At 71.4% G+C, this 26,756-nt stretch carries 23 protein-coding genes; 16 read left to right on the forward strand and 7 right to left on the reverse strand.

Annotation, left to right across the window (positions count from 1 at the left end):
* The first annotated feature begins 23 nt into the window (after positions 1 to 23).
* The 3 genes from ACZ7L6_RS41080 to ACZ7L6_RS41090 are packed head-to-tail and all read left to right on the forward strand — an operon-like array spanning position 24 to position 3,211.
* Positions 24 to 1,112, forward strand: coding sequence for a substrate-binding domain-containing protein (locus ACZ7L6_RS41080; protein ID WP_471933229.1), 1,089 nt, complete (start codon positions 24 to 26; stop codon positions 1,110 to 1,112).
* 39 nt (positions 1,113 to 1,151) lie between these two features.
* The gene (locus ACZ7L6_RS41085; protein WP_471933231.1) at positions 1,152 to 1,934 is read left to right on the forward strand and encodes an ATP-binding cassette domain-containing protein; all 783 of its coding nucleotides are present in this window, start codon (positions 1,152 to 1,154) and stop codon (positions 1,932 to 1,934) included.
* A gap of 5 nt (positions 1,935 to 1,939) precedes the next feature.
* The gene (locus ACZ7L6_RS41090; protein WP_471933233.1) at positions 1,940 to 3,211 is read left to right on the forward strand and encodes a sugar ABC transporter permease; all 1,272 of its coding nucleotides are present in this window, start codon (positions 1,940 to 1,942) and stop codon (positions 3,209 to 3,211) included.
* 57 nt (positions 3,212 to 3,268) lie between these two features.
* On the opposite strand, the gene ACZ7L6_RS41095 is transcribed toward ACZ7L6_RS41090, so the two are convergent.
* Positions 3,269 to 4,951, reverse strand: a complete 1,683-nt coding sequence (locus ACZ7L6_RS41095; protein ID WP_471933235.1) for a tetratricopeptide repeat protein — start codon at positions 4,949 to 4,951, stop codon at positions 3,269 to 3,271.
* Positions 4,952 to 5,144: 193 nt separating this feature from the next.
* Between ACZ7L6_RS41095 and ACZ7L6_RS41100 the strand changes: the two genes are divergently transcribed.
* From ACZ7L6_RS41100 to ACZ7L6_RS41110, 3 genes are all read left to right on the forward strand, one after another.
* Positions 5,145 to 7,673, forward strand: a complete 2,529-nt coding sequence (locus ACZ7L6_RS41100) for a SpoIIE family protein phosphatase (RefSeq protein WP_471933237.1) — start codon at positions 5,145 to 5,147, stop codon at positions 7,671 to 7,673.
* Positions 7,674 to 7,860: 187 nt separating this feature from the next.
* Positions 7,861 to 10,638, forward strand: coding sequence for a SpoIIE family protein phosphatase (locus ACZ7L6_RS41105; protein ID WP_471933239.1), 2,778 nt, complete (start codon positions 7,861 to 7,863; stop codon positions 10,636 to 10,638).
* Positions 10,639 to 10,784: 146 nt separating this feature from the next.
* Positions 10,785 to 12,149 (forward strand): FAD-dependent oxidoreductase, encoded by a 1,365-nt coding sequence (locus ACZ7L6_RS41110; RefSeq protein ID WP_471933241.1) that lies wholly within the window; start codon positions 10,785 to 10,787, stop codon positions 12,147 to 12,149.
* A 153-nt stretch (positions 12,150 to 12,302) separates the two neighbouring features.
* Here the strand turns inward: ACZ7L6_RS41110 and ACZ7L6_RS41115 are convergent, their stop codons facing one another.
* The gene (locus ACZ7L6_RS41115) at positions 12,303 to 13,175 is read right to left on the reverse strand and encodes an alpha/beta fold hydrolase (protein ID WP_471933243.1); all 873 of its coding nucleotides are present in this window, start codon (positions 13,173 to 13,175) and stop codon (positions 12,303 to 12,305) included.
* Positions 13,176 to 13,260: 85 nt separating this feature from the next.
* Here ACZ7L6_RS41115 and ACZ7L6_RS41120 point away from each other — a divergent pair, with 85 nt between their 5' ends.
* Entirely contained in the window at positions 13,261 to 13,818 is a 558-nt protein-coding gene (locus ACZ7L6_RS41120) for a CGNR zinc finger domain-containing protein (protein WP_471933245.1), read from the forward strand.
* Positions 13,819 to 14,039: 221 nt separating this feature from the next.
* Positions 14,040 to 15,578 carry a methionine--tRNA ligase gene (gene metG / locus ACZ7L6_RS41125; RefSeq protein WP_471933247.1) on the forward strand — a complete coding sequence of 513 codons (1,539 nt, stop codon included), beginning with the start codon at positions 14,040 to 14,042 and terminating at the stop codon, positions 15,576 to 15,578.
* 30 nt (positions 15,579 to 15,608) lie between these two features.
* On the opposite strand, the gene ACZ7L6_RS41130 is transcribed toward metG, so the two are convergent.
* Positions 15,609 to 16,352 (reverse strand): methyltransferase domain-containing protein, encoded by a 744-nt coding sequence (locus ACZ7L6_RS41130; protein WP_471933249.1) that lies wholly within the window; start codon positions 16,350 to 16,352, stop codon positions 15,609 to 15,611.
* Positions 16,353 to 16,455: 103 nt separating this feature from the next.
* Here ACZ7L6_RS41130 and ACZ7L6_RS41135 point away from each other — a divergent pair, with 103 nt between their 5' ends.
* The 6 genes from ACZ7L6_RS41135 (at position 16,456) to tgmB (ending at position 21,301) form a co-directional block, all read left to right on the forward strand.
* Positions 16,456 to 17,421 (forward strand): DUF1152 domain-containing protein, encoded by a 966-nt coding sequence (locus ACZ7L6_RS41135; RefSeq protein WP_471933251.1) that lies wholly within the window; start codon positions 16,456 to 16,458, stop codon positions 17,419 to 17,421.
* Positions 17,422 to 17,523: 102 nt separating this feature from the next.
* The gene (locus ACZ7L6_RS41140; protein ID WP_471933253.1) at positions 17,524 to 18,021 is read left to right on the forward strand and encodes a lamin tail domain-containing protein; all 498 of its coding nucleotides are present in this window, start codon (positions 17,524 to 17,526) and stop codon (positions 18,019 to 18,021) included.
* A gap of 220 nt (positions 18,022 to 18,241) precedes the next feature.
* On the forward strand, positions 18,242 to 19,417 hold the full coding sequence (locus ACZ7L6_RS41145) for a hypothetical protein (protein ID WP_471933255.1): 1,176 nt from the start codon (positions 18,242 to 18,244) through the stop codon (positions 19,415 to 19,417).
* A gap of 286 nt (positions 19,418 to 19,703) precedes the next feature.
* Entirely contained in the window at positions 19,704 to 20,000 is a 297-nt protein-coding gene (locus tag ACZ7L6_RS41150) for a YkvA family protein (RefSeq protein ID WP_471933257.1), read from the forward strand.
* A gap of 118 nt (positions 20,001 to 20,118) precedes the next feature.
* A complete protein-coding gene (gene tgmA / locus ACZ7L6_RS41155; protein ID WP_398826463.1) occupies positions 20,119 to 20,310 on the forward strand; it encodes a putative ATP-grasp-modified RiPP in 192 nt (63 codons plus the stop codon).
* Positions 20,311 to 20,326: 16 nt separating this feature from the next.
* Positions 20,327 to 21,301, forward strand: a complete 975-nt coding sequence (gene tgmB, locus ACZ7L6_RS41160) for an ATP-grasp ribosomal peptide maturase (protein WP_471933259.1) — start codon at positions 20,327 to 20,329, stop codon at positions 21,299 to 21,301.
* Between the two features lie 6 nt (positions 21,302 to 21,307).
* On the opposite strand, the gene ACZ7L6_RS41165 is transcribed toward tgmB, so the two are convergent.
* Positions 21,308 to 21,535 (reverse strand): hypothetical protein, encoded by a 228-nt coding sequence (locus ACZ7L6_RS41165; protein ID WP_471933261.1) that lies wholly within the window; start codon positions 21,533 to 21,535, stop codon positions 21,308 to 21,310.
* Positions 21,536 to 21,705: 170 nt separating this feature from the next.
* Entirely contained in the window at positions 21,706 to 22,167 is a 462-nt protein-coding gene (locus tag ACZ7L6_RS41170; protein WP_471933263.1) for a DUF2269 family protein, read from the reverse strand.
* A 221-nt stretch (positions 22,168 to 22,388) separates the two neighbouring features.
* Here ACZ7L6_RS41170 and ACZ7L6_RS41175 point away from each other — a divergent pair, with 221 nt between their 5' ends.
* Positions 22,389 to 23,357, forward strand: coding sequence for a GlxA family transcriptional regulator (locus tag ACZ7L6_RS41175; RefSeq protein WP_471933265.1), 969 nt, complete (start codon positions 22,389 to 22,391; stop codon positions 23,355 to 23,357).
* Between the two features lie 114 nt (positions 23,358 to 23,471).
* The gene (locus tag ACZ7L6_RS41180) at positions 23,472 to 23,819 is read left to right on the forward strand and encodes a hypothetical protein (protein ID WP_471933267.1); all 348 of its coding nucleotides are present in this window, start codon (positions 23,472 to 23,474) and stop codon (positions 23,817 to 23,819) included.
* Between the two features lie 103 nt (positions 23,820 to 23,922).
* On the opposite strand, the gene ACZ7L6_RS41185 is transcribed toward ACZ7L6_RS41180, so the two are convergent.
* Together ACZ7L6_RS41185 and ACZ7L6_RS41190 are read right to left on the reverse strand one after the other, a co-directional pair.
* Positions 23,923 to 25,692 carry an ABC transporter ATP-binding protein gene (locus ACZ7L6_RS41185; protein WP_471933269.1) on the reverse strand — a complete coding sequence of 590 codons (1,770 nt, stop codon included), beginning with the start codon at positions 25,690 to 25,692 and terminating at the stop codon, positions 23,923 to 23,925.
* A gap of 103 nt (positions 25,693 to 25,795) precedes the next feature.
* The gene (locus ACZ7L6_RS41190; protein ID WP_471933271.1) at positions 25,796 to 26,653 is read right to left on the reverse strand and encodes an aldo/keto reductase; all 858 of its coding nucleotides are present in this window, start codon (positions 26,651 to 26,653) and stop codon (positions 25,796 to 25,798) included.
* Positions 26,654 to 26,756: the final 103 nt, after the last annotated feature.

Raw genomic sequence — 26,756 nt, forward strand, 5'->3', positions numbered from 1 at the left:
CATCGCGGCTGGAGGTCCCTCGCATGAAGGCCTGCGTACGGGGGGCGGTCGCCGCTGTGACCGCGGCCGCCACGGCCGCTGCGCTCGCTGCCTGCGGGGAGGACGGCGGGAGCGACTCCGGCGGGGGCAACGAGATCAAGATCGGTGTGCTGCTGCCCGACTCCACCACGGCCCGCTGGGAGACGAACGACAGGCCGCTGCTCGACCGGCAGATCAGGAAGCTGTGCCGGGACTGCGAGGTCGAGCACGCCAACGCCAAGAACGATGTGGCCATCCAGCAGGCCCAGATGGACTCCATGATCGCCGAGGGCGTCGACGCCGTTCTGCTCGTCGCCGTCAACGCCAGGTCAGTGCGCCCCACGGTCGCGAAGGCGGCGGAGGCGGGCATCCCCGTCATCGCCTACGACCGCCTCGCCGAGGGCCCCATCTCGGGTTACGCCTCCTTCGACGGCGAGGAGGTCGGCAGGCTCCAGGGCAGCGCGCTGCTGACGGCCATGGGCGCCGGGGCGGCCGGCGCCCGGATCGTGATGATGAACGGCGACCCCACGGACCCCAACGCGGTGGCGTTCAAGAAGGGCGCCCTGGCCGAGCTCGAGGGCAAGGTGGACATCGCCAAGGAGTACGACACCCGTCAGTGGAGAACGGAGATCGCCAACATGAACATGTCCGGCGCCATCTCCGCCCTCGGCGCCGACAGCATCGACGGGGTCTACGCCGCCAACGACGGACTCGCGGCCGGCAGCATCTCCGCCCTCAAGGCCAACAAGGTCGACCCGCTGCCCCCCGTCACCGGGCAGGACGCCGAGCTCGGGGCCGTCCAGCGCATCCTGGCCGGCGAGCAGTACATGACCGTCTACAAGCCGTTCGCGCCCGAAGCCTCCGCCGGAGCCGCGCTGGCCGTGGCCGCGGCCCGCGGCGAAAGCCTCGAGAAGGTCGCCACGGACCAGGTGAGGACCAGCTCGGGGAGCACCGTTCCGGCCGTCCTGCTCACGCCGGTGTCCGTGACCGTCGGCACCGTCGAGGACACCGTGGTGAAGGACGGTGTGTACACGGTCGAGCAGATCTGCACTCCGCAACTCGACGCCGCCTGTGCCAGGGCCGGACTCACCTGACCGACCGGTTCGGGGCGCCGGACCGGTCGTGGGAAGGAGATGGTCTTCGTGCCGAGTCCCCCCTTGCTGACGCTGCGCGGCGTGTGCAAGCGCTTCGGGGTCGTCGAGGTCCTCACCGACATCGAGCTGGAGGTCCGCGCGGGCCAGGTCGTGGCGCTGCTGGGCGACAACGGGGCCGGCAAGTCCACTCTGGTCAAGGTGATCTCCGGAGTCACCCCGGCGGACAAGGGCGTCATCGAGTGGGAGGGCCGCCCGGTCCAGATCCGGCGCCCGCACGACGCCCGGGACCTCGGCATCGCCACCGTCTACCAGGACCTGGCGCTGTGCGGAAACCTCGACGTCGTGGGCAATCTCTTCCTCGGCCGGGAGATCCGCAGGTTCGGGTTCCTCGACGAGGTCGAGATGGAACGCCGCACCAGTCACCTGCTGGAGCGTCTGACCAGGGGGGTCCCCGATCTGCGCGCCCCCGTCGTCTCCCTGTCCAGCGGCCAGCGGCAGACGGTCGCCATCGCCCGCTCGCTCCTCGGCGACCCGCGCGTCCTCCTGCTGGACGAACCGACCGCGGCGCTGGGATTCGAGCAGACCAGCGAGGTCCTGGACCTCGTGGACCAGCTGCGCGACCGAGGTCTGGGAGTGCTCCTCATCAGCCACAACATGGGCGATGTGAAGGCTCTCGCGGACCGCGCCGCCGTACTGCGCCTCGGCCGCAACAACGGCTTCTTCGACGTGAACACCGCGTCGCAGGAACAGATCATCGCCTCCATCACCGGCGCCACGGAGAACGTGCCCCGCCGGATGGCCCACCGGGAGGCAGGGTGGTGAAAGGCATGCACAGCGAGGCGGACAGCTCACGGGCCGCGCCCACCGCGCCCACCGCCGAGGCCCGCCGGCCGCCCCGCGCGGCGGCCCTCGCCCAGGTCGTGGAGAGCGGGGTCGCCGTCCTGCGGCGCAAACTGAGCGCCGGCGAACTGGGCTCGCTCCCGGTCGTCCTGGTCCTCGCCGCCGTCTGGATCACCTTCCAGTCCCTCAACGACAGCTTCCTGTCACCGAGGAACCTGTCCAACCTCAGCGTGGACATCGTGGGCACGGGCCTGATCGCGGTCGGCATCGTCTTCGTCCTGCTGATCGGTGAGCTGGACCTGTCGGTCGGCTCGATCAGCGGCCTCGCCGCCGCTGTCTTCGCGGTGCTGAACGTGAACAACGGCGTGCCGGAATGGCTCGCCCTGATCATCGCGGTGCTCGCCGGCACCGTGGCGGGAACCGTCCAGGGCTATTCCGTGGCCAAGACCCGCGTGCCCGCCTTCGTCGTCACCCTGGCGGGGCTGCTGACCTGGAACGGCCTGATGCTCTACATCCTCGGCACCAGTGGCACCGTCAACCTCGACGAGACCGGGCTGGTCGCCAAGCTGACGAGCCACTACTTCTCCCACGATGCCGCCGCCTACGCCCTGGCGGCGGTCGGCACGGGCGTGGTCTTCGTCGTGACCTACCAGGACAGGCTGCGGCGCAAGGCCGTGGGCATGCCGCACCGCACGCTCCGGGGCATCATCGTGCGAACGGCTGCCCTCGCGGCGGTCGCGTTCACCGCCGCATACCTGCTGAACCGGTTCCAGGGCCTGCCCCTCGCCCTGCTGATCTTCCTCGTGGTGGTGGCCGGCCTCGACATCGTGCTGCGCCGCACGCACTACGGGCGGCAGGTCTACGCGCTCGGCGGCAGCATCGAGGCGGCCCGGCGCGCCAGCCTCAGCGTGACGAAGGTGCAGACCGCGGTCCTCGCCGTCTCCGGCACCATGGCCGCGCTCGGCGGCCTCTTCCTCGCCTCGCGCATCACCTCGGTGAGTCAGGGGGCGGGCTCGGGCCTGCTGCTCCTGAACGCCATCGCGGCGGCCGTCATCGGTGGCACCAGCCTGTTCGGCGGACGCGGCACCACGTGGTCCGCGGTGCTGGGCATGCTGGTCATCCAGTCGATCGCCTCGGGCATGGTGATCACGGACACCCCCACCGCCGTCCAGTTCATGATCACGGGCGGGGTGCTCTTCGCCGCCGTGGTCATCGACGCACTGGCGCGACGCTCACAGGAGGCGCACGGGCGGGCGTGACGGGGGGCGCCGAGTCTGCGCGCGCGTCCACGTCCCGAGGACCACCCGGCCGCCCCCTCACTCGGCGCAGCAACCGTCCCCGTCGGCGGCCGCTCGGACGGTGTCGAGCCGGCAGAAGCAGGAGGCCTCGATCGGTACGTCCGCCAGCGCGGCGGCGAGCCTCAGCTGCTGGGCCACCAGCTGCGCCTCCCCGGTCCGGCCCAGGCGCATCAGGCACTCGTGGAGGCCGTGCAGTGACCAGACGTTGCCGGGATGCTGCAGGGGGCGCGGGAGCGAGCCGTCGAGGCCGAGGTCGGCGCGGTAGACCGCCTCGGCCTCCTCGACACGCCCCTGTTCGAGCAGCAGGGCGCCATAGGCGTGCCGCGTGGGCTGCATCCAGCCCCAGGGTTCGTCGTAGGGGAGGTTGTCGTCCAGCTCGATGGAGCGTTCCAGGGCGGCGAAGGCGGCGTCGTGGTCGCCCTTGCGGTACTCCAGTTCGCCGTCGAGCATCGCCGAGGCGATCGCGAGGATGTCGGCGCAGGTGTTGTTGAAGAGCATGCGGGTCTCGGGGACCCGGGCGACCGCCTCGCGGAAGAGCCGGCGTTCCGCCTCCGCCTCCCGGACGCGACGGGTCGCGGACAGTGCCACGCCGCGGGCGTAGTGCAGCATCGCGGTCGTCATGCAGTACAGCTCGGGGTCGGCGGGCAGGGGCAGCTGGAGGATGTCGTCCCAGCGGCCGAAGCGGATCAGGACGTGGACCCGCATGGCGAGAAAGGCCTCCAGCCAGTCGGCCATGGGCGGGCTCGGTACCCGCAGCAGGTCCTCCGGGATGGACGCCTCCAGCTGCGCCGCGGTCTCCAGGGCGACCTGGGACTGGCCGAGGAACATCGCGCCGTAGATCTTGAAGTGGTAGTTGTGCGAGCGGTACAGGGTGTAGAAGTTCATCGCCCCCGCCCGGGCGTGGTACTTCTCGTCCGCCTCGATCGCCCGGGTGTTGTCGGAGACCACCCGCCGGTAGTCGCCGCACAGCACCTCCAGGTGCGAGGGCATGTGGTGCAGGTGCCCGGCGTCCGGCACCAGGCCGCGCAGACGGTCCGCGACGGGCAGGGCCGCCTCGGGCGTCGGGGACATCTCCATCAGGTGGATGTACATGTGGACCACCCCGAGGTGGCCGCGTCCCGCGTCGGTGGCGAGGGCGCGGTCGAGGACGGCCTTGGCCTCCACCGTGCGCGCGCCCTCGGCCGGTTCGCCGCTCCTGAGGTCCCACAGCTGCCAGGGAGTGAGGTTCATCAGGGCGTCGGCGTACAGCGTGGCGATGTCCGGGTCGTCGGGGGCGAGCTCGTAGACCGCGCGCATGCTGTCGGCGTACGGGGCGTTCCAGACCGAGCAGTCCTCCACGGCCTTCGCCTGCGGGTAGCGGGCGCGTAGTGCGGCGATCAGCGCCTGTTCGACGGGGGTGGCGGTCTGCGCCTTCCGGTGCGCCAGCTCCACGGCCGCGTGGGTGCGGTCGACGGTGCGGGCCAGGTCCCGTTCGTCGAAGAACTCCCAGGGTTTGTTGTAGTTCGGGCCGAGGGCGTAGGCGATGCCCCAGTGGGCCATGGCGCAGTCGGGGTCCGCCGCGGCGGCGGCCTCGAAGCAGGCGACGGCCTCCTCGTGGTGGAAGGCGTACGTCCACGTCAGCCCGCGGTCGAACCAGAGCTGCGCCTGGGCGGAGGACGTGCTCACCGGGCGGGTGTGCGTGCCGAGGTCGTAGTACTCCATGTGTCCTCCTGGGCTCGGGCCTTGTACCGACAACGGGCAGGACCGCTGCACGGTTTCGGGTTCGGGCAGGTGCGAGGGCGCAGAAGCGGCAGGGCCCGCCCCCTGGTCGAGCCGCCCCAGGTGCGGGCAAGGTACGTCGTGGCGCATTCTTGCTGTGTCGCACGCGTGATGGCGTACGGACGAGGTAGGGCCGATGACTGGGAGCGCCGAAGGCGCAGAGCGGACGCCCGGCAGGCTGGCGGCGCTGCTGATCGATGCCTCGGCGGAGGCGATCAGCGCGGCGGGTGGCTACGCGGGAGGTGTCTACCTGCGCTCACGCACGCCCGGGCTGTTGCGGCTGGCCGTGCTGGAGGGGTTGCCGGGGCCGCTGTTCCGGCCGTGGTGGCGGATGCACGTGGACCGGCCGTTCCCCGTCGCGGACGCCTATCGGCTCGGCGTCGAGGTGGTGCTGCCCAACGCGACGGAGACGATGCGCCGCTATCCGCAGTTCGCGGCCGGCCTGCCCTTCCAGTTCGGGTCCGTGCACGTCCCCGTCGCGGCCGGCTCGACCGTGTTCGGCGTGCTGAGCGTGCTGCGGCCCTCGGCGGCGGACTCCACCGAGCTGTTGTCCGCGCGCGAACGCATGGCGCGGCTGGCCGAGGAGCTGGGCGCGGCGCTGGAGAAGCTCGCGGACGAGGACGCCTCGGCGGTGTCCTGGGAGGGTGGGCCGGAGTGTGTCCGGCCGCCCGCCGGCCGCCCTCCCTCGGGGCGCCTCGGACGGTTCTCCTGGGATCCGGCGACGGGTGCCGTGACGGCGGACGAGCGGCTGAACCTCGTCCTGGGCCGCGCCGCGGAGGAAGCCGACGGCACGGTGGAGGGCTTCGCGCAGGCCCTCGCCCCCGGTGACGCGGAGCCGATCCTGGCGGCGCTGCGCGAGGCGGCCAAGGGCCGGTCACCGGCGCTGCCGCTGTACGCGCACGGCGCGGACGGTGCGCTGCGACTGGTCGAGGTCTGGGGGCCGTACGACGACCCGGCGCGCTCCGGGGCGGCGACCGTACGCGGTGTCGTCCTCGATCCGGGGCCGAGCACAGTGGCTGACGCGGCGGCCGATCTGCTGCCGGACGGTGTGTTCTGCCTGGACCGGCTGGGTGCGGTCGTCTACGCGAATCCGCGGGCGGCTGCGCTGCTGCGCCGGCCCCGCACCGAGCTGCTGGGCCGACCGCTGTGGGAGGGCGTGCCGTGGCTGGACCAGCCCTCGGTCGAGGATCATCTGCGCGGGGCGCTGCTGTCCCCGGATCCGGTGCACTTCCATGTCCGCAGACCGTCCGCCCATGGGCGTGAGCCCGCCGACGCCCGCCCGTTCGGGGGCGACTGGCTGGCCCTGTCCGTGTATCCCGGTCCGGACTTTCTGACCTGCACCCTCCGCCCGGGACACCGGGTGACCGACAGCCCGTCCGGGCTCCCGGACGCGCAGGCCTCGCCGGAGCCGGTCGGCGCGCCGTCGCTGTCTCCCCTGTACCGCCCCATCGTCCTCGCCATCGCGCTGACGGAGGCGGTCACGGCACGTCAGGTGTCCGCCGTGGTGATGCGGGAGCTGCTGCCCGCGTTCGGCGGCCGCCGGCTGGCCATCTACCTGCTGCAGGAGCGGCATCTTTATCTGGCCTGGGAGACCGGTTTCCCCAAGGGGTTCCTCGCCCCGTTCGAGGGCGTGGGGCTGGATGCCCGGCTGCCCGGCGTCGAGACGCTGACGAGCGGGCGCCCGCTGTTCTTCGACTCGATGCAGCAGCTCGCCGACGCCTATCCGGGCATCGCGCTGGACGCGACGGAGGGCGCCCGGGCCTTCCTGCCGCTGATCGCCTCCGGGCGTCCCGTCGGCTCCTGCATCCTCGGCTTCGACCGGCCGCGCAGTTTCAGCACCGAGGAACGGACGGTGCTGACCGCCATGGCGGGGCTGATCGCGCACGCCATGGAGAAGGCGCGGCGCTACGAGAGCGAGGCCGCGCTGGCCCGGGGCCTGCAGCAGGCACTGCTCCCGCGGCGGCTGTCGCAGCATCCGCTGATGGAGACCGCCGGACGCTATCTGCCCGGCACCCAGGGCATGGAGGTGGGCGGCGACTGGTACGACGTCGTCACCGCCGGGGACGGGATCGCCCTGGTGATCGGCGACGTGCAGGGGCACGGGGTGCAGGCGGCGGCGACCATGGGCCAGCTGCGCACCGCCGTCCGCGCCTTCGCCGTCGGCGACCGGCCGCCCGACGAGGTCATGAGCGGCACCAATCGCCTGCTCATCGACCTCGACTCGGGCCTGTTCGCGAGCTGCTGCTACATCCGGCTGGATCCGGCGACCGGTGTCGCGCGGGCGGCCGTGGCCGGGCACCTGCCGCCGCTGCTGCGCCGCCCGGACGGCCGTACGCAGGTCGTCGACCTGCCCGGCGATGTGGTGCTCGGCGTGGACCCCGAGGCCCGTTATCCGGTGGCGGAGCTGCGGATGGAGCCCGGCGCCGTCCTGGCTCTGTACACGGACGGGCTGGTCGAGCGCCCCGGTGCCGACATCGACGACGGCATCAGCGCGTTGCGGGTGGCGCTGGCCCGGACCGGTGCCCCTGCCGCCCGCGCGGGCGGGCGGTCGCTGGCGGGCGTGGCCGACCGGCTCACCGCGAAGGCCCGGCACACCCCGGACCGCCCCGACGACATCGCCCTGCTGCTCGCCACGCGGCGTGCCGCGCCGCTGCGCCGGAAGTGAGGGTGCCCGGGTCGCGCGGGAGCCCTGCTCGGGCGGCGCAGCCCTCGCCGTAACCCCGCCGCGGGTACGGGAGTTGCCGGAAGTCGCCGTACCCGTTCTGTGATCGTCGTGTGGGAGAAGGAGCGGGTCCTGTCACGGTCTGTGACGTCTCTCGCCTCCTGAGGCGCGGCAGTGTAGACATGGGCACATGGTCCGACTCGTGGGTCGATCCGGGGCCCGGTCGGCCCGTCGTCCCAGCGGTCTGCGCGCACGGTCTGCGCCAGACCGCTTCCGTGGCGTGTCCGAAGGGAGGACACCGTCCGCCGCGCTGGCCGAGAGCCGGCGTAGGGGCCGGTTCTCCAGGCTGCGGTCGGCGGTGGGCGGGCGCAGCGTCGCCGGGCAGGTGTTCCTGCTGCAGGTGGTGATCGTGCTGCTGCTGGTCGTCGCCGCCGTAGTGGCGCTGGTGCTGCAGGTGCGGTACGACACCACGCAGGAGGCCCGCAACCGTTCGGTGGCCGTCGCCGAGGCGTTCGCCAACGCGCCGGGCACCCGGGAGGCGCTCGACAGCCCGGATCCCAGTGCGGTGCTGCAACCGCGGGCCGAGGCGGCGCGCGAGGCGACGGACGTGGACTTCATCGTCGTCATGAACACCGAGGGGATCCGCTACACCCATCCCAAGCCGGACCGCATCGGGAAGAAGTTCGTCGGGACGATCGCGCCCGCGCTGGCGGGGCGTGTCGTGACCGAGGAGATCACCGGCACCATCGGGCCGCTGGTGCAGGCCGTGGTGCCCGTCAAGGCACCCGACGGACGGGTCGTCGGGCTGGTGTCGGCCGGGGTGACGAAGGCGACCGTGGGCGGTACGGCGGATCGGCAGCTGCCGCTCCTGCTGACCGCCGCGGCGGTGGCGCTCGCCCTGTCCACGGGGGGCACGGCGCTGGTCAGCGGGCGGCTGCTGCGGCAGACGCACGGCCTGGGCCCGGACGAGATGACCCGCATGTACGAGCACCACGACGCCGTGCTGCACGCCGTACGGGAGGGCGTGATCATCGTCGGCGACGAGGGGCGACTGCTGCTCGCCAACGACGAGGCACACCGCCTGCTCGACCTGCCGGAGGACGCCGAGGGGCGCCGGGTGCGCGACCTCGGCCTCTCCCCCGACACCGCCGAACTGCTGGACTCCGGCCGGACGGCCACCGACGAGGTGCACCTGGTGGGGGACCGGCTGCTGGCGGTCAACCAGCGCCCCACCCACCTCAGGGGCAAGCCGTCCGGCAGCGTCGCCACGCTCCGCGACTCGACGGAGCTGCGGGCCCTGTCCGGCCGGGCCGAGGAGGCCCGCGAGCGGCTGAACATGCTGTACGACGCCGGGGTGGGGATCGGCACCAGCCTTGACGTCACCCGCACTTCCGAGGAACTGGCGGAGCTGGCGGTGCCGCGGTTCGCGGACTACGCCACGGTCGACCTGTTCGACGCGGTGCTGGCGGGCGGGCAGCCGGAGGCGGCGACCCGGCTGCGGCGCACGGCGTGCAGCGGGATACGCAAGGACGCGCCGCTGTATCCGGTGGGCGAGCAGATCCGGTTCGTCGACTCCTCGCCGCAGGGCCGCGCGCTCGACGACGGGCACGCCGTGATCGAGCCGCGGCTGGCGGCGGCCCCGGGCTGGCGTGCCCAGGATCTGGAACGGTCGGCGCAGGTCGTGGACTTCGGCATCCACTCACTGATCGCGGTGCCGCTCAGGGCGGGATCCCTGGTGCTGGGCGTGGTCAGCTTCTGGCGGTCGCAGAAGGCCGAACCGTTCGACGCCGACGAGGTCGCGCTCGCCGAGGAGCTGGTCGCCCGGGCCGCGGTCTCCATCGACAACGCCCGCCGGTACACCCGCGAGCACAGCATGGCGGTGACCCTGCAGCGCAGCCTGCTGCCTCGCAGCCTGCCGGAGCAGAACGCCCTGGACATCGCCTACCGGTATCTGCCGGCGCAGGCCGGCGTGGGCGGCGACTGGTTCGACGTGCTGCCGCTGTCCGGCGCCCGCGTCGCGCTGGTGGTGGGCGACGTCGTCGGCCACGGGCTGCACGCGGCGGCCACCATGGGCCGGTTGCGTACGGCCGTGCACAACTTCTCCGCCCTGGACCTGCCGCCGGACGAACTGCTCGCGCTCCTCGACGAGCTGGTCGCCCGTATCGACCAGGACGAGGCGCAGGAGGGCGACAGCGCTCCGGTGACCGGCGCGACCTGTCTGTACGCGATCTACGACCCGGTGGCCCGGCGGTGCACCATCGCCCGCGCCGGCCATCCGCCGCCGGCGCTCATCCGGCCGGACGGCAGCGTCGAGTTCCCCGACGTGCCCGCCGGTCCACCGCTGGGCCTGGGCGGGCTGCCGTTCGAGACGGCCGAGCTGGAGCTGGCCGAGGACAGCCGGCTCGTGCTCTACACGGACGGGCTCGTGGAGGACCGCGAGCACGACATCGACGAGGGTCTGGAGCTGCTGCGTGCCGCGCTGGCCCGGGCCGGCCGGACCCCGGAGGAGACCTGCCAGGCCGTCCTGGACGCCCGGCTGCCGGACCGGCCGAGCGACGACATCGCGCTGATCGTGGCCCGCACCCAGGCGCTCGGGCCCGACCGGATCGCCGAGTGGCAGGTGCCCTCCGACCCGGCGGCCGTCGCTCAGATACGCTCCGCCGTGACCAGGACGCTTCAGGAGTGGGGGCTGCAGGAGCTGGAGTTCACGACGGAGCTGATCCTCAGCGAGCTGGTCACCAACGCGATCCGGTACGGCGGTGACAACATCCGCGTCCGCATGCTGCGCGACCGCAGCCTGATCTGCGAGGTCTTCGACAGCAGCAGCACCTCGCCGCATCTGCGCTACGCGACCATGACGGACGAGGGCGGCCGCGGTCTGTTCCTGGTCGCGCAGCTCGCCGACCGCTGGGGCACCCGGTACCTGCCCGCGGGCAAGGTGATCTGGGCCGAACAGCCGGTGCCCTGAGGCCACTTGGGCTGCGATGCCCCCGCAGACTCTGCTCATAGATCACGTTTATGAGCTCATAGGCCGGACCCGCGTACCGACTTAGGCTTGCCTTAGTTTAGGCTTCCCGTCGAGTCGATCTATCGCCGCTCGAAGGGAACCTGATCATGCCCCGCCCCCTGCGGGTAGCCATCGTCGGAGCCGGCCCCGCCGGGATCTACGCCGCCGACGCCCTGCTCAAGTCCGAGGTGGCCGCCGAACCCGGTGTGTCCATCGACCTCTTCGAGCGCATGCCGGCGCCGTTCGGACTGATCCGTTACGGCGTCGCTCCCGACCACCCCCGCATCAAGGGCATCATCACGGCCCTCCACCAGGTGCTCGACAAGCCGCAGATCCGCCTCTTCGGCAACGTCGACTACCCGAACGACATCAGCCTGGACGACCTGCGCGCGTTCTACGACGCCGTGATCTTCTCGACCGGCGCGACGGCCGACCGCGAGCTGCGCATACCCGGCATCGACCTCGACGGGTCGTACGGTGCCGCCGACTTCGTCTCCTGGTACGACGGCCACCCGGACGTGCCGCGCACCTGGCCCCTCGAGGCGGAGAAGGTCGCCGTGCTGGGCGTCGGCAACGTCGCGCTCGACGTGGCCCGCATCCTGGCCAAGACGGCGGACGAGCTGCTGCCGACGGAGATCCCGCCGAACGTCTACGAGGGCCTGAAGGCCAACAAGGCGCTGGAGGTCCACGTCTTCGGCCGCCGCGGCCCGGCGCAGGCGAAGTTCTCCCCGATGGAGCTGCGCGAGCTCGACCACTCCCCCAACATCGAGGTCATCGTCGACCCCGAGGACATCGACTACGACGAGGGTTCGATCGAGACCCGGCGCGGCAACAAGCAGGCCGACATGGTCGCCAAGACCCTGGAGAACTGGGCGATCCGCGACATCGGCGACCGCCCGCACAAGCTGTTCCTGCACTTCTTCGAGTCGCCGTCGGAGATCCTCGGCGAGGACGGCAAGGTCGTCGGCCTGCGCACCGAGCGCACCGCCCTCGACGGAACCGGCAACGTCAAGGGCACCGGCGAGTTCAAGGACTGGGACGTCACCGCGGTCTACCGCGCGGTCGGCTACCTGTCCGACAAACTCCCCAAACTGCCCTGGGACATCGAGACGGGCACAGTCCCGGACGCGGGCGGCCGGGTCATCCAGGAATCCGGCGAGCACCTGCAGTCGACGTACGTCACCGGCTGGATCCGGCGCGGCCCGGTCGGCCTCATCGGCCACACCAAGGGCGACGCCAACGAGACGGTGGCGAACCTGCTGGACGACTTCGCGAACGGCCGTCTGCAGACTCCGGGTTCGCCGGAGCCGGAGGCCGTGGAGGCGTTCCTCGCCGAGCGCGAGATCCGCTTCACCACCTGGGAGGGCTGGTACAAGCTGGACGCCGCCGAGAAGGCGCTGGGCGAGCCCCAGGGCCGTGAGCGCGTGAAGATCGTCGAACACGAGGACATGCTCCGGGAGAGCGGCGCGTAAGCACACAGGCGAGCACAGGCAAGCACCGAGAGGGCCGGGGATTCATCCCCGGCCCTCTCATGTGTCGGCGCACACAGGCGGACGGACCGCGCATCGCCAGAACCCCGTCCGGCCCCGCCCTCGCCCGCCTGACGCCGGCCCGCCCGCTCGCCCTCACTTCCAGGCGCGGTCCAGGAAGTCGGCGATCAGCGGGGCGATCTCCGGCAGATGGGTCTCGAGCGCGAAGTGACCGGTGACGAGGAGGTGGAGTTCGGCGTCGGGCAGGTCACGCAGATAGGAGCGTGCCCCGGCCTCGGTGAAGAAGGGGTCGCCGGTCCCCCAGGTGATGAGGGTGGGCGGGGTGTGCCGGCGCAGCCACGCCTGCCAGCCGGCGTAGCGCTCGACGTTGGAGCGGTAGTCGAAGAGGAGCGCCTGCTGAGCCTCCTTGCGGCCCGGCAGGTCGAGGAAGTGCTGATCGAGAGTCCAGCCGTCCGGGGCGACGAGGTCGGGGCTGGTGACGCCGGTCTCGTACTGGCTGCGGGTGCCGTCGAGAGTGAGCAGGCCCTGGACGGCGTCCTGGGCGCCAGGGGTGTCGGGGGTCAGGCCGATGAGTCCGCGGGCGGCGTCCGAGAGGCCCTCCTCGTAGGCGTTGGCGTTCTGCACGACCAGCCCGGCGATCCACTCGGGGTGGCGCTCGGCGATGCGGAAGCCGACGGGTGCGCCGAAGTCGAAGACGTACATCACGAACTTCTCGAGTCCGATGTGCCGGACGAACCCTTCGGTGATGTCGGCGAGTTCGTCGAAGGAGTAGGTGAAGCCGTCCGGGACGTGGGTGTGCCCGAAGCCGGGGTAGTCCGGGGCGATCAGCCGGTAGTGCGAGCCGAGCACGTCGATGAGGCTGCGGAACTGGTGGGAACCGGACGGAAAGCCGTGCAGGAGCAGCAGTACGGGGGCGTCGGCCCGTTCGGGGAGGGACTCCCGGTAGAAGACGCGGACGCCGTCGACCTCGACGTGGCGGTGGAGGGCGCGGGTGGTCGGCACAAGCATGACTAATCCTTTGATTGCCGATTGATGCATTAGATATAGCCCCCGCCGATCTAACGCGTCAAGGAGCCGATGTAGCGTTAGTTCCATGAGTGATCTCGTACCGCTGACCGGAGAACCGCTGGCGCTGGACCTGGTCAACACCCGTTCTGCCGTCGGCGACGCGCTCGCGACGCCGCGCGACCTGCGGGCCTGGTGGGCCCTGCAGGCCGACCGCCTCCCGGACGAGGTGCCGCAGGAGGTCACCGCGGCGGACCTGACCGCCGTGCAGGCCGTACGGGAGCACACCGCCCGCGCTCTCGACCGCGTACGCCGGGGCGACGAGCCCTTGGCCACCGACCTGGAGGCGCTCAACCGGACGCAGCGTGCCGCGCCGGCGATCGACGAACTCGCGTGGGACGGGTCGGGGGTGACCGCGACGCGCCGACGCGACGGCTCACCGGGCCGACGACTGGCCGCCTGCCTCGCGGAGGCCGCCGCCGGACTGCTGGCCGACCCGGCCGTGACCAAGATCCGCAAGTGCGAGGCCGACGACTGCGTGATGCTCTTCCTGCCCACCCATCCGCGCCGCCGCTGGTGCTCGGCCGCCCGCTGCGGCAACCGAGTGCGCGTCGCCCGCCACTACCAGCGCCACAAGGCCGGATGACCTGCCGAGCCGTCACTGTGCCGACGGGCGAAAAATCGCATGCCGGGCCGCAGGACCGGCGGTTAACATCGGTTCCATGATCACGCCTTCGCCTCAGCACCGGATGATGCCCCGCTCACGGGGCTGCTGAGCATGGACGCGTGACCGATCCGAGGCCCCGGGGACGGGGCCTCGACGTGGCTGTACGAACCGGGCCCTGTCTCCCTGACAGGAGGTTCCCGATGACCGCACCCCGCCACTACGTCACCACGACGATCCCGTACGTCAACGCACGTCCGCATCTGGGCTTCGCCCTGGAACTCGTCCAGGCCGACACGCTGGCCCGCCACCACCGCCGACGCGGCGGCGACGTGCGGCTGTTGAGCGGCACCGACGACAATTCCCTCAAGAACGTCCTGGCTGCCGAGGCCGAGGGCATCGACGTACAGGCGCTGGTCGATCGCAACGCCGAGGCGTTCGCCGCCCTGCGCGGCCCCCTGGCGCTGTCGCTCGACGACTTCATCCGCACCAGCAGCGACCCGCGCCACCGCATCGGTGTGGAGCGCCTGTGGCGGCAGTGCGCCGCCGCGGGCGACCTCTACCGCGAGGAGTACGAGGGCCTGTACTGCGTCGGTTGCGAACAGTTCTATACCGGGGACGAGTTGACCGACGGCCGCTGCGCCGAGCACGGCACGGAACCTGAACTCGTCACGGAGGAGAACTGGTTCTTCCGGCTGTCCCGCTACGCCGACCGGCTCCACGACCTGATCGCCGGCGGCGCCCTGCGCATCGAGCCCGCCGCCCGCCGCAACGAAGTCCTCGCCCTGATCGGGAGCGGACTGCACGACTTCTCCGTCTCCCGTTCCCACACCCGCGCCCGCGGCTGGGGCATCCCCGTGCCCGACGACCCCTCCCAGGTCGTCTACGTGTGGTGGGACGCACTGGCCAACTACGTCACCAGCCTCGGCTACGGTACCGGCGACCCCCTGTACGAGCAGTGGTGGGTGAGCAGCGAACGCCGCATCCACCTGGCCGGCAAAGGCGTGGTGCGCTTCCATGCGGTGTACTGGCCCGCCATCCTGCTGTCGGCCGGACTGCCGCTGCCCACCGACATCCTGGTCCACGACTACCTCACCGTCGGCGGCCGCAAGATCAGCAAGTCCGGCGGGACCACGGTCGACCCGGCCGCCCTGGCCGACGCCTACGGCACCGACGCGGTGCGCTGGTGGCTGCTGCGCGACGTCCCCCGCGTCGGGGACGCCGACTTCACAGCCGACCGTCTCATCGCCCGCGCCGACGCGGACTTCGCCGGGGGGCTGGGCAATCTCGTCCACCGCATCGTGACGATGGTCCACCGCTACCGCAGCGGGACCGTGCCCGCTCCCGGCACCGATCTGTTCGCCGTGGCGCCGCTGCTGGACGTGTGCGGGAAGGCGCCCGCCGGGATCGATGCCGCGCTGGCCGGCTTCGACTTCCGCCGTGCCGCGGGCGCCGCGTGGAGCATCGTGGAAGAGGCCAACCGCTGCATCGACACCACCCGCCCCTGGGAACTGGCCCGAGCGGAACGGCAGGGCAACGCCAATGCAGCCGAACGCCTCGACGCCGTCCTCGCCACGCTGGTCACCGCATGCCGCGTCCTGGCCGACGAGCTGCAGCCCTTCATCCCCGACGCCGCCACGCGGATCGCCGGGCAAGTCACGCCCGTCGAGGGAACTCTGCCGCCCGCGCACCCGCTCTTCCCCCGCCTCCAGGAAGCCGGGCCGCGAGGGGACCATGCCTGACACTCACCCCCCGGATCGGCTCGCTGCCGGTCAGAGGTCGGTCACGAGCAGCCGGTAACCGACGTCCATGGTGTCGAGTGTGCACAGCTCGGCATAACGCCTGTGCCAGCGGCCGGTCTTCAGGTCGTCCGCGAGCCGGGTCAGCCCCGGCGTGAGCGCGTCGTCTCCGGTCTGGGCCAGCATGGAGATCCCGGCGCGCACGGACGGGTCGAGGTAGGCGTGCGGACGGCGCCAGTACGCGGCGCCGAAGCCGTCGACGCAGTCGTGGGGGACGTGGACCGGTTCCTGGCGTCCGCCGCCGAGCAGGTCAAGCAGCTGGTCCGTGGGAACGGCGCGGGTGTCGTCGTGCGCGGCTGCCTCGGGGAGGTAGTCGCGTACGAGCCAGAACCGCTCGCGGAAGATGTGCTGGTCCCACGTCAGGATGACGATGCGGCGGCGGGCGACCCTGCGCAGTTCTCCGATTCCGGCCCTCAGGTCGGCCCAGTGGTGGACGGTCAGCAGGGCCATCACGGCATCGGCGGCGTCGTCGCGCAGCGGGAGATGTTCTGCGACGGCCTCCACCGCTGGAGCGGCACCCGGCGGACGCTGGGTGATCATGACCCGGCTGGGTTCGACCGCGAGGACCGTCTGCGGTGGTTCGTACGAGCCACTGCCCGCTCCGACGTTGACCACGTGTTCGGCGTCCCCGAGTGCAGCGTGGATCTGCGCGGCGATCCGCGGATCGGGCTGTCGGGTCCGGGCATACGTCACACCGAGCGCGTCATAGGTGGCCACGACAGCAAGTATGCGAGGCGGGCGCGATCACCACCTCACTGTTCGGCGAAGTCCGCGACGCGAGCGGTGGGGAGCGGTGATCGCCACCTGTTAGCGTCCCCCGGTGTTCTCACTTCTGGAGCCCCCGTTCTTCACCCGGCTGCGCGCTGCGCGGCGGGTCCTCGTCGCCGGTGCGGGCGGCGGTTTCGACGTGTACGCCGGTGTCCCGCTGGGCCTCGCGCTGCGCGCGGCCGGCAAGGACGTCCAGCTGGCCAATCTGTCCTTCTCGGACCTGTACGGGCTCGGACTCGACGTGTGGGTGGACCCCGACGTCGCCGCGATACGCCCGGACACCGCGGCCGGCGGCGACTACTTCCCCGAGCGCACCCTCGCGCAGTGGCTCGGCCGACAGGGCCTGCCGGACACGGTGTACGCGTTCCCGCTCACCGGCGTCCGACCGCTCAGGGCCGCCTACCGTGCGCTTCTGGAGCATCTGGGCGGGGTGGACGCCGTCGTGCTGGTCGACGGCGGGACCGACATCCTGATGCGCGGTGACGAGAACGGCCTCGGCACACCGGAGGAGGACATGGCCAGTCTGGCCGCCGTGGCCGGGCTCGACGAGGTTCCCGTGCGGCTGGTGGCGTGTCTCGGCTTCGGAGTGGACGCCTATCACGGGGTCAACCACTCCCTGGCGCTGGAGAACCTTGCCGCGCTGGACCGCGAGGGCGGCTACCTCGGCGCCTTCTCGCTGCCGCGCGACAGCCGCGAGGGGCGCCTGTATCTCGACGCCGTGGAGCACGCCCAGCGAAGCACGCCGGACCACCCGAGCATCGTGCAGGGCTGCGTCGCCGCCGCCGTACGGGGCGAATTCGGCGACGTGCGGTTCACCGAGCGGACCAAGGACAGCGAGCTGTTCGTCAACCCCCTCATGGCGCAGTACTTCTGCGTCGACGCGCCCGCCCTCGCCCGGCGCAATCTCTATCTCGACCGGCTCGAGCACACCACGCTCATGCGCCAGATCAGCTCGGTCATCGCGGAGTTCCGCGACGAGCTGACCGATCAGCGACCACCGAGGGCTTACCCCCACTGACCCGCCCGCGTCTCACATTTCGGTGAAGTCGCCCCAGCACGCGCGTGCGATGCCTACACTCCTGATCTTCACAGAAGCTCCACACAGGGGGGATGTTTCTCCATGCGCATACGTCATTTCGCCACAACCGCCGTCGCGGCCGGCGCGTTCGCCGCGCTGTCCGCCGTGCCGGCCCAGGCCACCGAGTACTCGTCCGCGCTGAAGATCAAGGGCATCCAGTACGACGCCCCCGGCCGCGACTCCAACAACTGCTCCACCGGCAACACCGACGAGGAATACCTGACGATCAAGAACTACTCGTCGAGCACAACCGTGAACCTCAAGGGTTACGTCGTGCGGGACGCCAGCAGCACCAACAAGTTCGTCTTCACCGCGAACCACTATCTCCAGCCCGGTGACTACGTGAAGCTCCGGGGCGGCCACGGCACCGACTCCGACAGCGGGAACGTCGTGTACCGCGACAACTGCAACTTCCTGTGGAACAACGACAAGGACACCATCAAGCTCTACAAGCCCTCGGGCGCCGGCGCCGACCTGCACTCGTACACCAAGAGCGGCAGCGACCCGGACGGGAACGGCTACATCACCTACCACGGCTGACCGTTCGCAGCCGCGCGTGAGCAGGACCCGCCCCAATGCGGATGGTGGGCGGGTCCTGCTCACCGAGTCATTGTCATGACCTGAGGTGGTCCGGGCCACGAGTGAGCGGCAGTTGAGCTGTGCGGACCGCGCACACCCCGTGTGCGGACCCCGCCTGATCGACATCCACCGGCGGCGACGATACTGGTACGCGCACGTGCCCCCGCCCACAGATGGACCGATGCCCAGCTCCCCCAGCGCCCGCCCCACGACCCCGCCCTCGGTGTGGTTGGCCCGTGGCCGCCACCTCGGACCCGCCGCGGAGGACATACTCCGGCTCAGTCTGCGGCAGCTCAAGGACGACGGGGTCATCGACGACTTCCTGGACGACTCCGTGGAGGTGCCCGAGGCCGAGGGCGCCCGGCGGCAGCTCTTCGAGGCCCGGTGGCGGGTCGCCGGGTCGGTGACCGTGCGGGCCCGGCTGACCCTCGAGCCGGGGTCCGGCGACGGGCAGGAGTGGGTGCTGGCCGCGGAGGCGGAGACCCCGTGGGACCCGCGGTGGCCGTCGCCGGCCGCCATGTTCTGGCCGCAGGAGCCGGACGCGGCCTGGGACCACGAGGCGGTCACGGGCCTGCGCCTGCGGGACATCAACCCGCTCCCGTCGGACGACAAGGCCGTACGGCGCGTGTTGCGGGACGCCGCCCGCGACGGCTGGAGCATCCACGTCGTCGTCCACGAGGCCATGACCCCGGACCGGCGCGGTCGCGTGCCCCTGGCCGGGATGCTGCCGCCGAGCCTGCGGCACCGCGTGGTCGAGCACCGGGCCGCGCCGAGTCAGCTGCGTGTCGTGAACTGGGCCCTGCGGGACTTCGACGTGCAGGTGCCGCGCGGAGGCGCCGTGGTCTTGCCCGGGGCTCCCGTGCCGTCGGACTACGACGCGGACGACTTCGCCGTACGCACCGTCTTCCTCGACGGCTCGGAGCCGGTCGACCTCATCCATGCCGTGACGCGCTTCGCCGCGCTGCAGCGGCCCCTGCCGGACGGCGGCGAGGAGGCTGTCACCGCCCTTCGGGAGGACTGGCGGCTGCTGACGCCGGCGGAGGAGCTCGCCCGCGAGCGCAAGCTGGTGGCGATGTACGCCGAGGCGCTCGAGGCGATGACGAAGTCCCGCGACCTGTACCGGGAGGCGGCCGAGCAGGCGCACGCGGCGCTGGCCGCCTACCGGGAGTCCGCCGACACCGTGAGCGGGGCGTCGCCCCGACCACTGGCGGCCCCGCCGACCTCCCCCCTTCAGCAGCTGACCCGGACCTTCGAGCGCCTGAAGAGCACCGCCCGGCCGCGCAAGGCCGCCTCCGGCGGGGACGGTGCACAGGAAGGCAAGGCCGTCGAGAAGCCGGCGGAGACGCCGGACCGCTAGCGGCGGCGGGAGAAGCACGGGCACCCGTGTGCGGGCCCGTGCGCCGCGTGCGTACGGCGGCTGCGCAGGACTCCTACAGGGCGCGTACTGCGTCGAGTGTGTTCACTCCAGTGCCGGGGTGGACGGTTCACGCACCTGGCCAGGCAGGTGGCCGGGCCGATGCCGCGTCTTCCGTCCTGACGGGTGACGGGATGCGTCGGGTGACCGCTGTCATGCAATGCGTTCGCCGCAAGGGGGAATCCGACCAGCAGTGCGTGTGGTGCGCACCCCCGCAGAAGGAGGGTCCGTGAAGTCGACCACCACACTGATCGTCGCCGCCGTGGCCCTCGCGGCCGTCCTGCTCGCCGTGGCCGTCGGGGTGTTCGTGCGGCTCGTGCGCACACGGCGCATGATGCGGCGCGCGGGACTGCCGACCGGACCGCGCTGGGTGTTCTGGGGTGCCCTGCTGTATTTCGTGCTGCCGACCGATCTGGTGCCCGATCCGGTGTATCTGGACGACATCGGCGTGCTCCTGCTGGCACTGCGTACCCTGCGCCATTCCCCCCAGACCGGACCGCCCGACGCCGTTGATTACAGAAAGTAAGGAAACCAACCACGCGTTCGATTCGTTTAAGTAAGTGAAAGCCAAGGGGCGTCGACGGACCGAGGGGCGGCGCCGGGTGATCAGGCTCGTTCGGAGCAGCACCTGTGAGGGAGAGACGATGCAACCGTTCGCGCTCAACTACGCACGGCCGGCAGCGGAGTTGGAGGCCACCGCTCCGTACGTCTATGACTCCGGTCTGCAGTTGAACGTGCTGCGTGACGGGCGGATAGCCGCCTGTGATCATGCACTGTTGCGGGAGCTGGGGACCACGACGTCCACCGCGGGCTCGAAGACTCACTTCGACGACTGAACGCAGGCCGGCGTCGATGACCGTCTTGATTCTGACCAGCGAAGCGGATGTGACGGCGGACATGGTGGTCGTGCACCTGAACGCCGCGGGCGTCCCGGTGGTCCGGCTCGACCCCGCCGACCTGACCGGCGGGGTCGCCCTGTCGGGCGAGTATGTGCACGGTGCCTTCCGCGGTCACCTGTCGGCCGCGGGACGGCTGGTGAGCATCAGCGGGCTGCGGTCCGTCTGGATGCGCAGGCCCGGGACACCTGCCGCCCGGGCGGCCGCGCCGTCGGCCTGGCTGGCCGAGGAGGCCGGGCAGGCGCTCTACGGCATGCTGCGCGGCTGTGACGCCCGCTGGATGAACCACCCCGACGCCGCCCGCCGGGCCCGTTACAAGCCCTGGCAGTTGCGGCTGGCCCAGCGCTGCGGTCTGCCCGTGCCGGCCACCTTGATCACGACGTTCCCGCAGGCCGCCCGCGAGTTCGCCGAGCGGTACCCGGACCTGGTGGTCAAGCCGGTGTCCGGCGCGCATCCGCAGGATCCGCCCCGGGCGGTGCCGACCAGCAGGGTGGCCCCGGACGCGGACTTCTCAGCGGTCGCGTTCGGTCCCACCCTGCTGCAACGGCGCGTCGCCAAGCGGGCCGACATCCGTCTCACCGCGGTGGGTGAGCGGCTGCTGGCCGCCCGCAAGGTGACCGGCGCCGACGCCGAGGTGGACGTCCGCTTCGACGGGTCCGGGGCGCCGTGGTGTCCCGTCGAGGTCGCGCCCCGCGTCGCCGAGGCCGTCCGCGCCTATCTGCGGGAGGCCGAACTCGCCTACGGCGCCTTCGACTTCGTCGAGGACGCCGACGGGACGTGGTGGTTCCTGGAGTGCAACCAGTCGGGACAGTTCGGATTCATCGAGATCGACACCGGCCAGCCGATCGCCCGCACCATCGCCGAGTGGCTCGCCCGACCCGTCTCCGGGCAGGAGTCGCACGTCAACGGGGCGAGCGCGCAGGTCACCTGAGCGCGCTCAGCGCTGCGGAGGGCCGGGCGGCAGGGCGCTGCGCTGCCATGTCGGGGGCGGGGCCGCGGGAAGTCCGGTGGTGAGCCCCGGAGCAGGCGCGTTGCCGCCGGACATCAGCGGCTGCATGGCGAACTCCACTTCCCTGCTGACGCGTTCGGCCTCCCTGCGTACCTGGGTGGGGATGTCGCCGCGCTCCGCGATGAGCCGGTCGTAAATGGGGGAATCCTGGAACACCCGTCAACGCGCCTTTCCTGTCGTGGCCCTGTGTGCATATGGGCACGGCTGTCGAGTCTAGGCGCCGACGCACACTGAAGTACGAATTCTGCCAGAGCGCTTGACGGCACTTGACGGCAGACGACCACAGACTGCCGCCCCGCCGCGTCGCCTTGGGCCCCTCCCCCGGTTCAGGCACCCGTCGTCGAGCCCGGCCGGACGATCATCAGGACGGTGACGGTGGCCCACAGCAGGTTGAAGATGCCGGTGAACATGGCGAGTTGCACCGTGGCCGAGCGTTCGACGGTCTTCTCGGTGCTCAGCTGGTCGAGGAGTTCCTCCTGGCGGGGCAGGACGAAGGCGACCAGGATCCCGGCGGCCGCGGCGGTCAGCGCGATGGACGCGATGAGCCAGCCGCTGCCCAGGACGTCCATCGCCAGGGCGGTGGCCAGACCGAAGACGGGCACCGACACTCCGATGCCCGCGTAGACCCGGCAGATACGGTGCAGGAGCCGGACGGTGCCCACCGCCACCGCACCGTCCGCCGCGGGGACACGGCGCGCCGCCGGTGGGAACATGCTGGCCGCGACGGTGACGGGACCGACGGCGACGATGGCGGCCAGGACGTGAAGAGTGAGCAGGATCTTGGTCATCGGGTGGTGTCGGTCTCCGTGTCGGCGCGGCGGTCAAGGGCCCCGGCTCAACTTGCGCGGGGCGGCCCGGCCCACGTTAGTGATCTCCCAGCTGATCACACAGAGGCTGGAATGACAGCTTCCAACGGATTCTCGCCAACAGCGCGCACAGCGCTCTGCCGCACCTCACTCCTGTGACCTGGACTTCTGCGAGTGGCGGGAACCTGCCTAAGGTGGCGCTCATGCACACCGTCGCGATCCTGGTCCTCGACAACGTGGTGCCGTTCGACATGGCGACGCCCTTCCAGATGTTCGGCTGGACGCGGCTGCCGGACGGCCGCCGTCCCTACCGCGTCCGGCTGTGCGCCGAGTCGCCGGAGGTACCCACGGAAGGCTTCGCCCTGCGGATCGACCGGGGGCTCGACGCGCTGACGGACGCGGACACCGTCATCGTGCCGGGCTGCGACGAGAGCGGCCCGCCCTCTGCCCGCGTGGTGGCGGCCCTTCAGGAGGCGGCGCGGGCCGGCACCCGGATCGCGTCGGTGTGCGTGGGCGCCTTCGTCCTGGCCGAGGCCGGACTGCTGGACGGACTGCGCGCCACCACCCACTGGATGGCCACCGACGAGCTGGCCCGGCGCTTCCCGCGCATCGACGTGCAGCCGGACGTGCTGTACGTCGACAACGGGCAGATCCTCACCTCCGCCGGGGCCGCCGCGGGACTGGACATGTGCCTGCACATGATCCGGCGGGACCTGGGGTCGGCCGTAGCCGCGCACACCGCGCGCATGTCCGTCGTACCGCTGGAACGGGAGGGCGGGCAGGCGCAGTTCATCGTGCACGAGCACCCTCCGGTGCCGCGCGGGTCGGCGCTCGAACCCCTGCTGGAGTGGATCGAGGACAACCTGGCCCGGGAGATCACCCTGGCGGAGATGGCGGAGCACTCGGGTATGAGCGAGCGCACCCTCAGCCGCCGCTTCCGTGAGCAGACCGGGACGACTCCGCTGCAGTGGCTGCTGCGGACACGTGTGCGGCGGGCCCAGTACCTGCTGGAGAACAGCGACCACCCGATCGAACGGATCGCACGCCAGGCCGGGTTCGGCTCGCCGACGGCGTTCCGTGAACGCTTTCGCCGGGTGACCGGCACCACGCCGTACGCCTACCGCTCGGCGTTCCGCGGGAAGACCGCGGTCCTCGCCCAGGACAGGCCCTAGTCACTACCGGTGGAGGGCCGTCGTCAGTCACGGTGGAATAAATCACCCGAGTCCCCACGGGCAGTCAGCAGTTGGACAAGGTGTGTCGATCCTCCCGAAGGACGGTGTACACCCATGAATCACTACAGCCGCCTCCTGTGTGCCCTCTATGTCGCCACGAGCGCGGGGCTCGCCTGGACGACTGCCCTCGAAGTCCGGTACGGCCCCGCGTGGGCCGCGTGCCTGTTCGCCGCCGCCAGTCTCGTTCCGCTCATCGCCGTCGTACGGGAGACCGTGATCGGCGAACAGCGGCGGTGGCTCCTGGAGATGGTCGCGCAGGCAGGGCGCGGCGGCGACGCCGCCGAGGCGATCGTCCGGGCGGAACTCGACTCGGCCTGCTGCGAGCGCTGGTGGACGAGCCTCGGCAGCCAGCACGACGTGGCCTGCCGGCACGGGATGCCGCGCAGCAGCAGCGCCGCGTGAAGAACCCGGTTCCTCAAGGCCGGGTGACCACGCACCGCGGAAGGCGAGGCCCGAGGTACGGCCCACGCCTTCCGCCTGCGCAGCCCCGGCGGACGCTGCCGCGTCAGGCGACCTGCCCGCTGTGCAGGGCCGCATACGCCCCGTTCCGGCGCAGGAGTTCCTCGTGGGTGCCGATCTCCTGGATCCGGCCGTCTCCCAGCACCACGATCCGGTCCGCGCCCCGCACGGTGGACAGGCGGTGTGCCACCACGAAGGTGGTACGGCCGTGCAGCAGCCTGGCGAGCGCCTGCTGGACGAGCGCCTCCGACCGCGTGTCCAGGGCCGAGGTCGCCTCGTCGAGGACCAGCACCCTGGGGTCGCGGATCAGGGCCCGGGCGATGGCCAGGCGCTGGCGCTGCCCACCGGACAGGCGCGCTCCGCGCTCGCCGACCAGGGTGTCGAGGCCCTGCGGCAGCCGGTCGACGAACTCCAGGGCGTTCGCGTCGCGCAGCGCCGCCCGCACCGTCGCCTCGTCGGCGTCGTCCATGCCGTAGGCGACGTTCTCGCGGATCGTGCCGTCGAAGAGGATCGACTCCTGCGGCACGACCGAGAGGAAGCGGCGGTATGTGCGCAGGTCGAGGGTGTTCATGTCCGTCCCGTCGAGCAGCAGACGGCCGGAGGTCGGCCGGATGAAGCCGATGACGAGGTTCAGCACGGTGGACTTGCCCGCCCCGGACGCCCCGACGAGGGCGATGGTCTCTCCCGGCGCGACGGAGAGGCTGAAGTCGCGCACGGCGGGCCGGTCGCTGTCGTCGTACGTGTACCCGACACCCTCGAAGGTCACCGCGCCGCGCAGTGAGCTGAGTTCGGCCTTGCCCGCGTTGTCCTCCAGTTCGGGGGCCTGGAGGACCTCGCCGACGGAACGGACGGACTCCAGGCCCTTGGTGATGACCGGGGCCAGTCCTGCCAACGTTGTCGTGGAGTTGGTGAGGGTGGTCAGGAACGCGCTCAGCATGACGACGTCGCCGGCGGTCACGCCCCAGACGTCGTAGTACGAGATCAGGGCCGCGCCGGCGAGGACCAGCACACCGACGACGTTCAGCACCACCCAGGCGAGCGAGCCGAAGCGGCCGTTGACGAGGTCGAGGCGCATGCCGGAGGTCAGCAGCCGGTGCAGGGTGCCGTCCATGCGGCGCAGCGCCTTGCCCTCCAGTCCGTGGGCGCGGGTGACCGGGATCAGGCGGGTCATCTCCGTCACCCGGGAGGACAGGGTCTCGACCTCGTGGCGGAAGTGCTCGTTGTGGGTGCGCAGACGGGCCCGCAACCGGGCCACGACCAGTGCCGCGGCGGGCACGACGACCAGGAAGACGGGCACGAACTCCGGTGTGCGCACGGCGATGATGACGAGGCCGCCGATGAGCACGGTGCCCGCGCCGAGCCCCGTCTCCGCGGTCTGCTGCACCATCTGCTCGACGGTCTCCACGTCCCGCACGACCTTGGCCTGCAGCACACCGGCGCTGACCCGCGAGTGGTAGCCGATGGAGAGCTGCTGCATGCGGGTGCACAGCGCGGAGCGCAGGCTCGTGCCCATGCGGCGCACGCTGCCGTACAGCAGACGTACGTACAGCACGTGCAACGGGTAGTTGACCAGCAGGATGAGCATGATCACGCCGGTGCTCAGCCAGAGCCTGCTGACCGGCTGGTGCTGGACGACGGTGTCGATGATGGATGCGGTGATCAGCGGCAGCAGCCAGACCGGGCTGTGCTTGACGGTGAAGACACCGACCGCCGCCGCGAGGCGGTGACGGTCGGCGCGGAACAGGTAGGCGAGGGTGCGTACGGGGTGTTCGTCCCGGTAGCGGTGGTCGAGCGGTCTCTCGTGCGACGACGCCATCGGCGTTGTCCTTCCCAAGGTGCCGGATGTATAGCAAGCGCTATCCCATCCCAAACTCGGGCAGGAGTACATCCGTGCTCGGCAACCGATTCCCGAAAGAGTTTCAGACGGCGTCCAGCTCCGCGATCTCCCCGGCACCGAGCACGAGGTCGGTCGCGGCGAGCGAGTCCAGGATCGTCTCCGGCCGGCTCGCGCCCGGGATCGGCACGACGACCGGGGACTTGGCGAGCATCCACGCCAGGCACACCCGCTGCGGGCTCACCCCGTGGGCCTCGGCGACGCGGGCGAACGGGGCGTAGGCGGAGCCCAGTTCACCCGCCCGGGAGATGCCGCCGAGCGGGCTCCAGGGCAGGAACGCGATGCCGAGTTCGTCGCACAGGCGCAGCTCCGGCTCGCTGGAGCGGAACGCCGGGGAGAACTGGTTCTGCACGGAGACCAGCCTGCCGCCGAGGATCTCGTTCGCCTGCCTGATCTGGTCGGGGTTCGCGTTGGAGATCCCGGCCATGCGGATCTTGCCCTCGTCGAGCAGGTCGCGCACGGCGCCGACCGACTCGGCGTACGGCACGCGCGGGTCGGGGCGGTGGAACTGGTAGAGCCCGATGGCCTCCACGCCGAGCCGGCGCAGGGACGCCTCGCAGGCCTCCTTCAGGTGCCGGGGGCTGCCGTCCAGCGTCCAGCTGCCGTCGCCGGGGCGTAGGTGGCCGCCCTTGGTGGCGACCAGGACGTCCTTGCCCCGGTCGTGGGAGGCGAGGGCCTTGGCGATCAGGGTCTCGTTGTGACCGACCTCGTCCGCGTCCCGGTGGTAGGCGTCCGCGGTGTCGATCAGGGTCACGCCGGCATCGAGCGCGGCATGGAGCGTGGCGAGAGAGCGTGTCTCGTCCGGGCGCCCCTCGATCGACATGGGCATCGCGCCCAGACCGATCGCGCTGACCTCGACATCACCGATGCGGCGGGTGTGCATGGGCTCGTGACCTCTTTCCGGCTGTCGCTCGGGAAACGATGCGGGGAACGGCACTGGCGTGCCGGACGTACACCAGCGTGGCTGTACGGCCGCGGGAGGTCCA

The sequence above is a fragment of the Streptomyces sp. NPDC107522 genome (assembly GCF_055657525.1).

Bases quoted from the DNA above. Each gene is read 5' to 3' on its own strand.
- ACZ7L6_RS41080 (WP_471933229.1), top strand. From the start codon at position 24: ATGAAGGCCTGCGTACGGGGGGCGGTCGCCGCTGTGACCGCGGCCGCC.
- ACZ7L6_RS41085 (WP_471933231.1), top strand. From the start codon at position 1,152: ATGGTCTTCGTGCCGAGTCCCCCCTTGCTGACGCTGCGCGGCGTGTGC.
- ACZ7L6_RS41090 (WP_471933233.1), top strand. From the start codon at position 1,940: ATGCACAGCGAGGCGGACAGCTCACGGGCCGCGCCCACCGCGCCCACC.
- ACZ7L6_RS41095 (WP_471933235.1), bottom strand. From the start codon at position 4,951: ATGGAGTACTACGACCTCGGCACGCACACCCGCCCGGTGAGCACGTCC.
- ACZ7L6_RS41100 (WP_471933237.1), top strand. From the start codon at position 5,145: ATGACTGGGAGCGCCGAAGGCGCAGAGCGGACGCCCGGCAGGCTGGCG.
- ACZ7L6_RS41105 (WP_471933239.1), top strand. From the start codon at position 7,861: ATGGTCCGACTCGTGGGTCGATCCGGGGCCCGGTCGGCCCGTCGTCCC.
- ACZ7L6_RS41110 (WP_471933241.1), top strand. From the start codon at position 10,785: ATGCCCCGCCCCCTGCGGGTAGCCATCGTCGGAGCCGGCCCCGCCGGG.
- ACZ7L6_RS41115 (WP_471933243.1), bottom strand. From the start codon at position 13,175: ATGCTTGTGCCGACCACCCGCGCCCTCCACCGCCACGTCGAGGTCGAC.
- ACZ7L6_RS41120 (WP_471933245.1), top strand. From the start codon at position 13,261: ATGAGTGATCTCGTACCGCTGACCGGAGAACCGCTGGCGCTGGACCTG.
- metG (WP_471933247.1), top strand. From the start codon at position 14,040: ATGACCGCACCCCGCCACTACGTCACCACGACGATCCCGTACGTCAAC.
- ACZ7L6_RS41140 (WP_471933253.1), top strand. From the start codon at position 17,524: ATGCGCATACGTCATTTCGCCACAACCGCCGTCGCGGCCGGCGCGTTC.
- ACZ7L6_RS41145 (WP_471933255.1), top strand. From the start codon at position 18,242: ATGCCCAGCTCCCCCAGCGCCCGCCCCACGACCCCGCCCTCGGTGTGG.
- tgmA (WP_398826463.1), top strand. From the start codon at position 20,119: ATGCAACCGTTCGCGCTCAACTACGCACGGCCGGCAGCGGAGTTGGAG.
- tgmB (WP_471933259.1), top strand. From the start codon at position 20,327: ATGACCGTCTTGATTCTGACCAGCGAAGCGGATGTGACGGCGGACATG.
- ACZ7L6_RS41170 (WP_471933263.1), bottom strand. From the start codon at position 22,167: ATGACCAAGATCCTGCTCACTCTTCACGTCCTGGCCGCCATCGTCGCC.
- ACZ7L6_RS41175 (WP_471933265.1), top strand. From the start codon at position 22,389: ATGCACACCGTCGCGATCCTGGTCCTCGACAACGTGGTGCCGTTCGAC.
- ACZ7L6_RS41180 (WP_471933267.1), top strand. From the start codon at position 23,472: ATGAATCACTACAGCCGCCTCCTGTGTGCCCTCTATGTCGCCACGAGC.
- ACZ7L6_RS41185 (WP_471933269.1), bottom strand. From the start codon at position 25,692: ATGGCGTCGTCGCACGAGAGACCGCTCGACCACCGCTACCGGGACGAA.
- ACZ7L6_RS41190 (WP_471933271.1), bottom strand. From the start codon at position 26,653: ATGCACACCCGCCGCATCGGTGATGTCGAGGTCAGCGCGATCGGTCTG.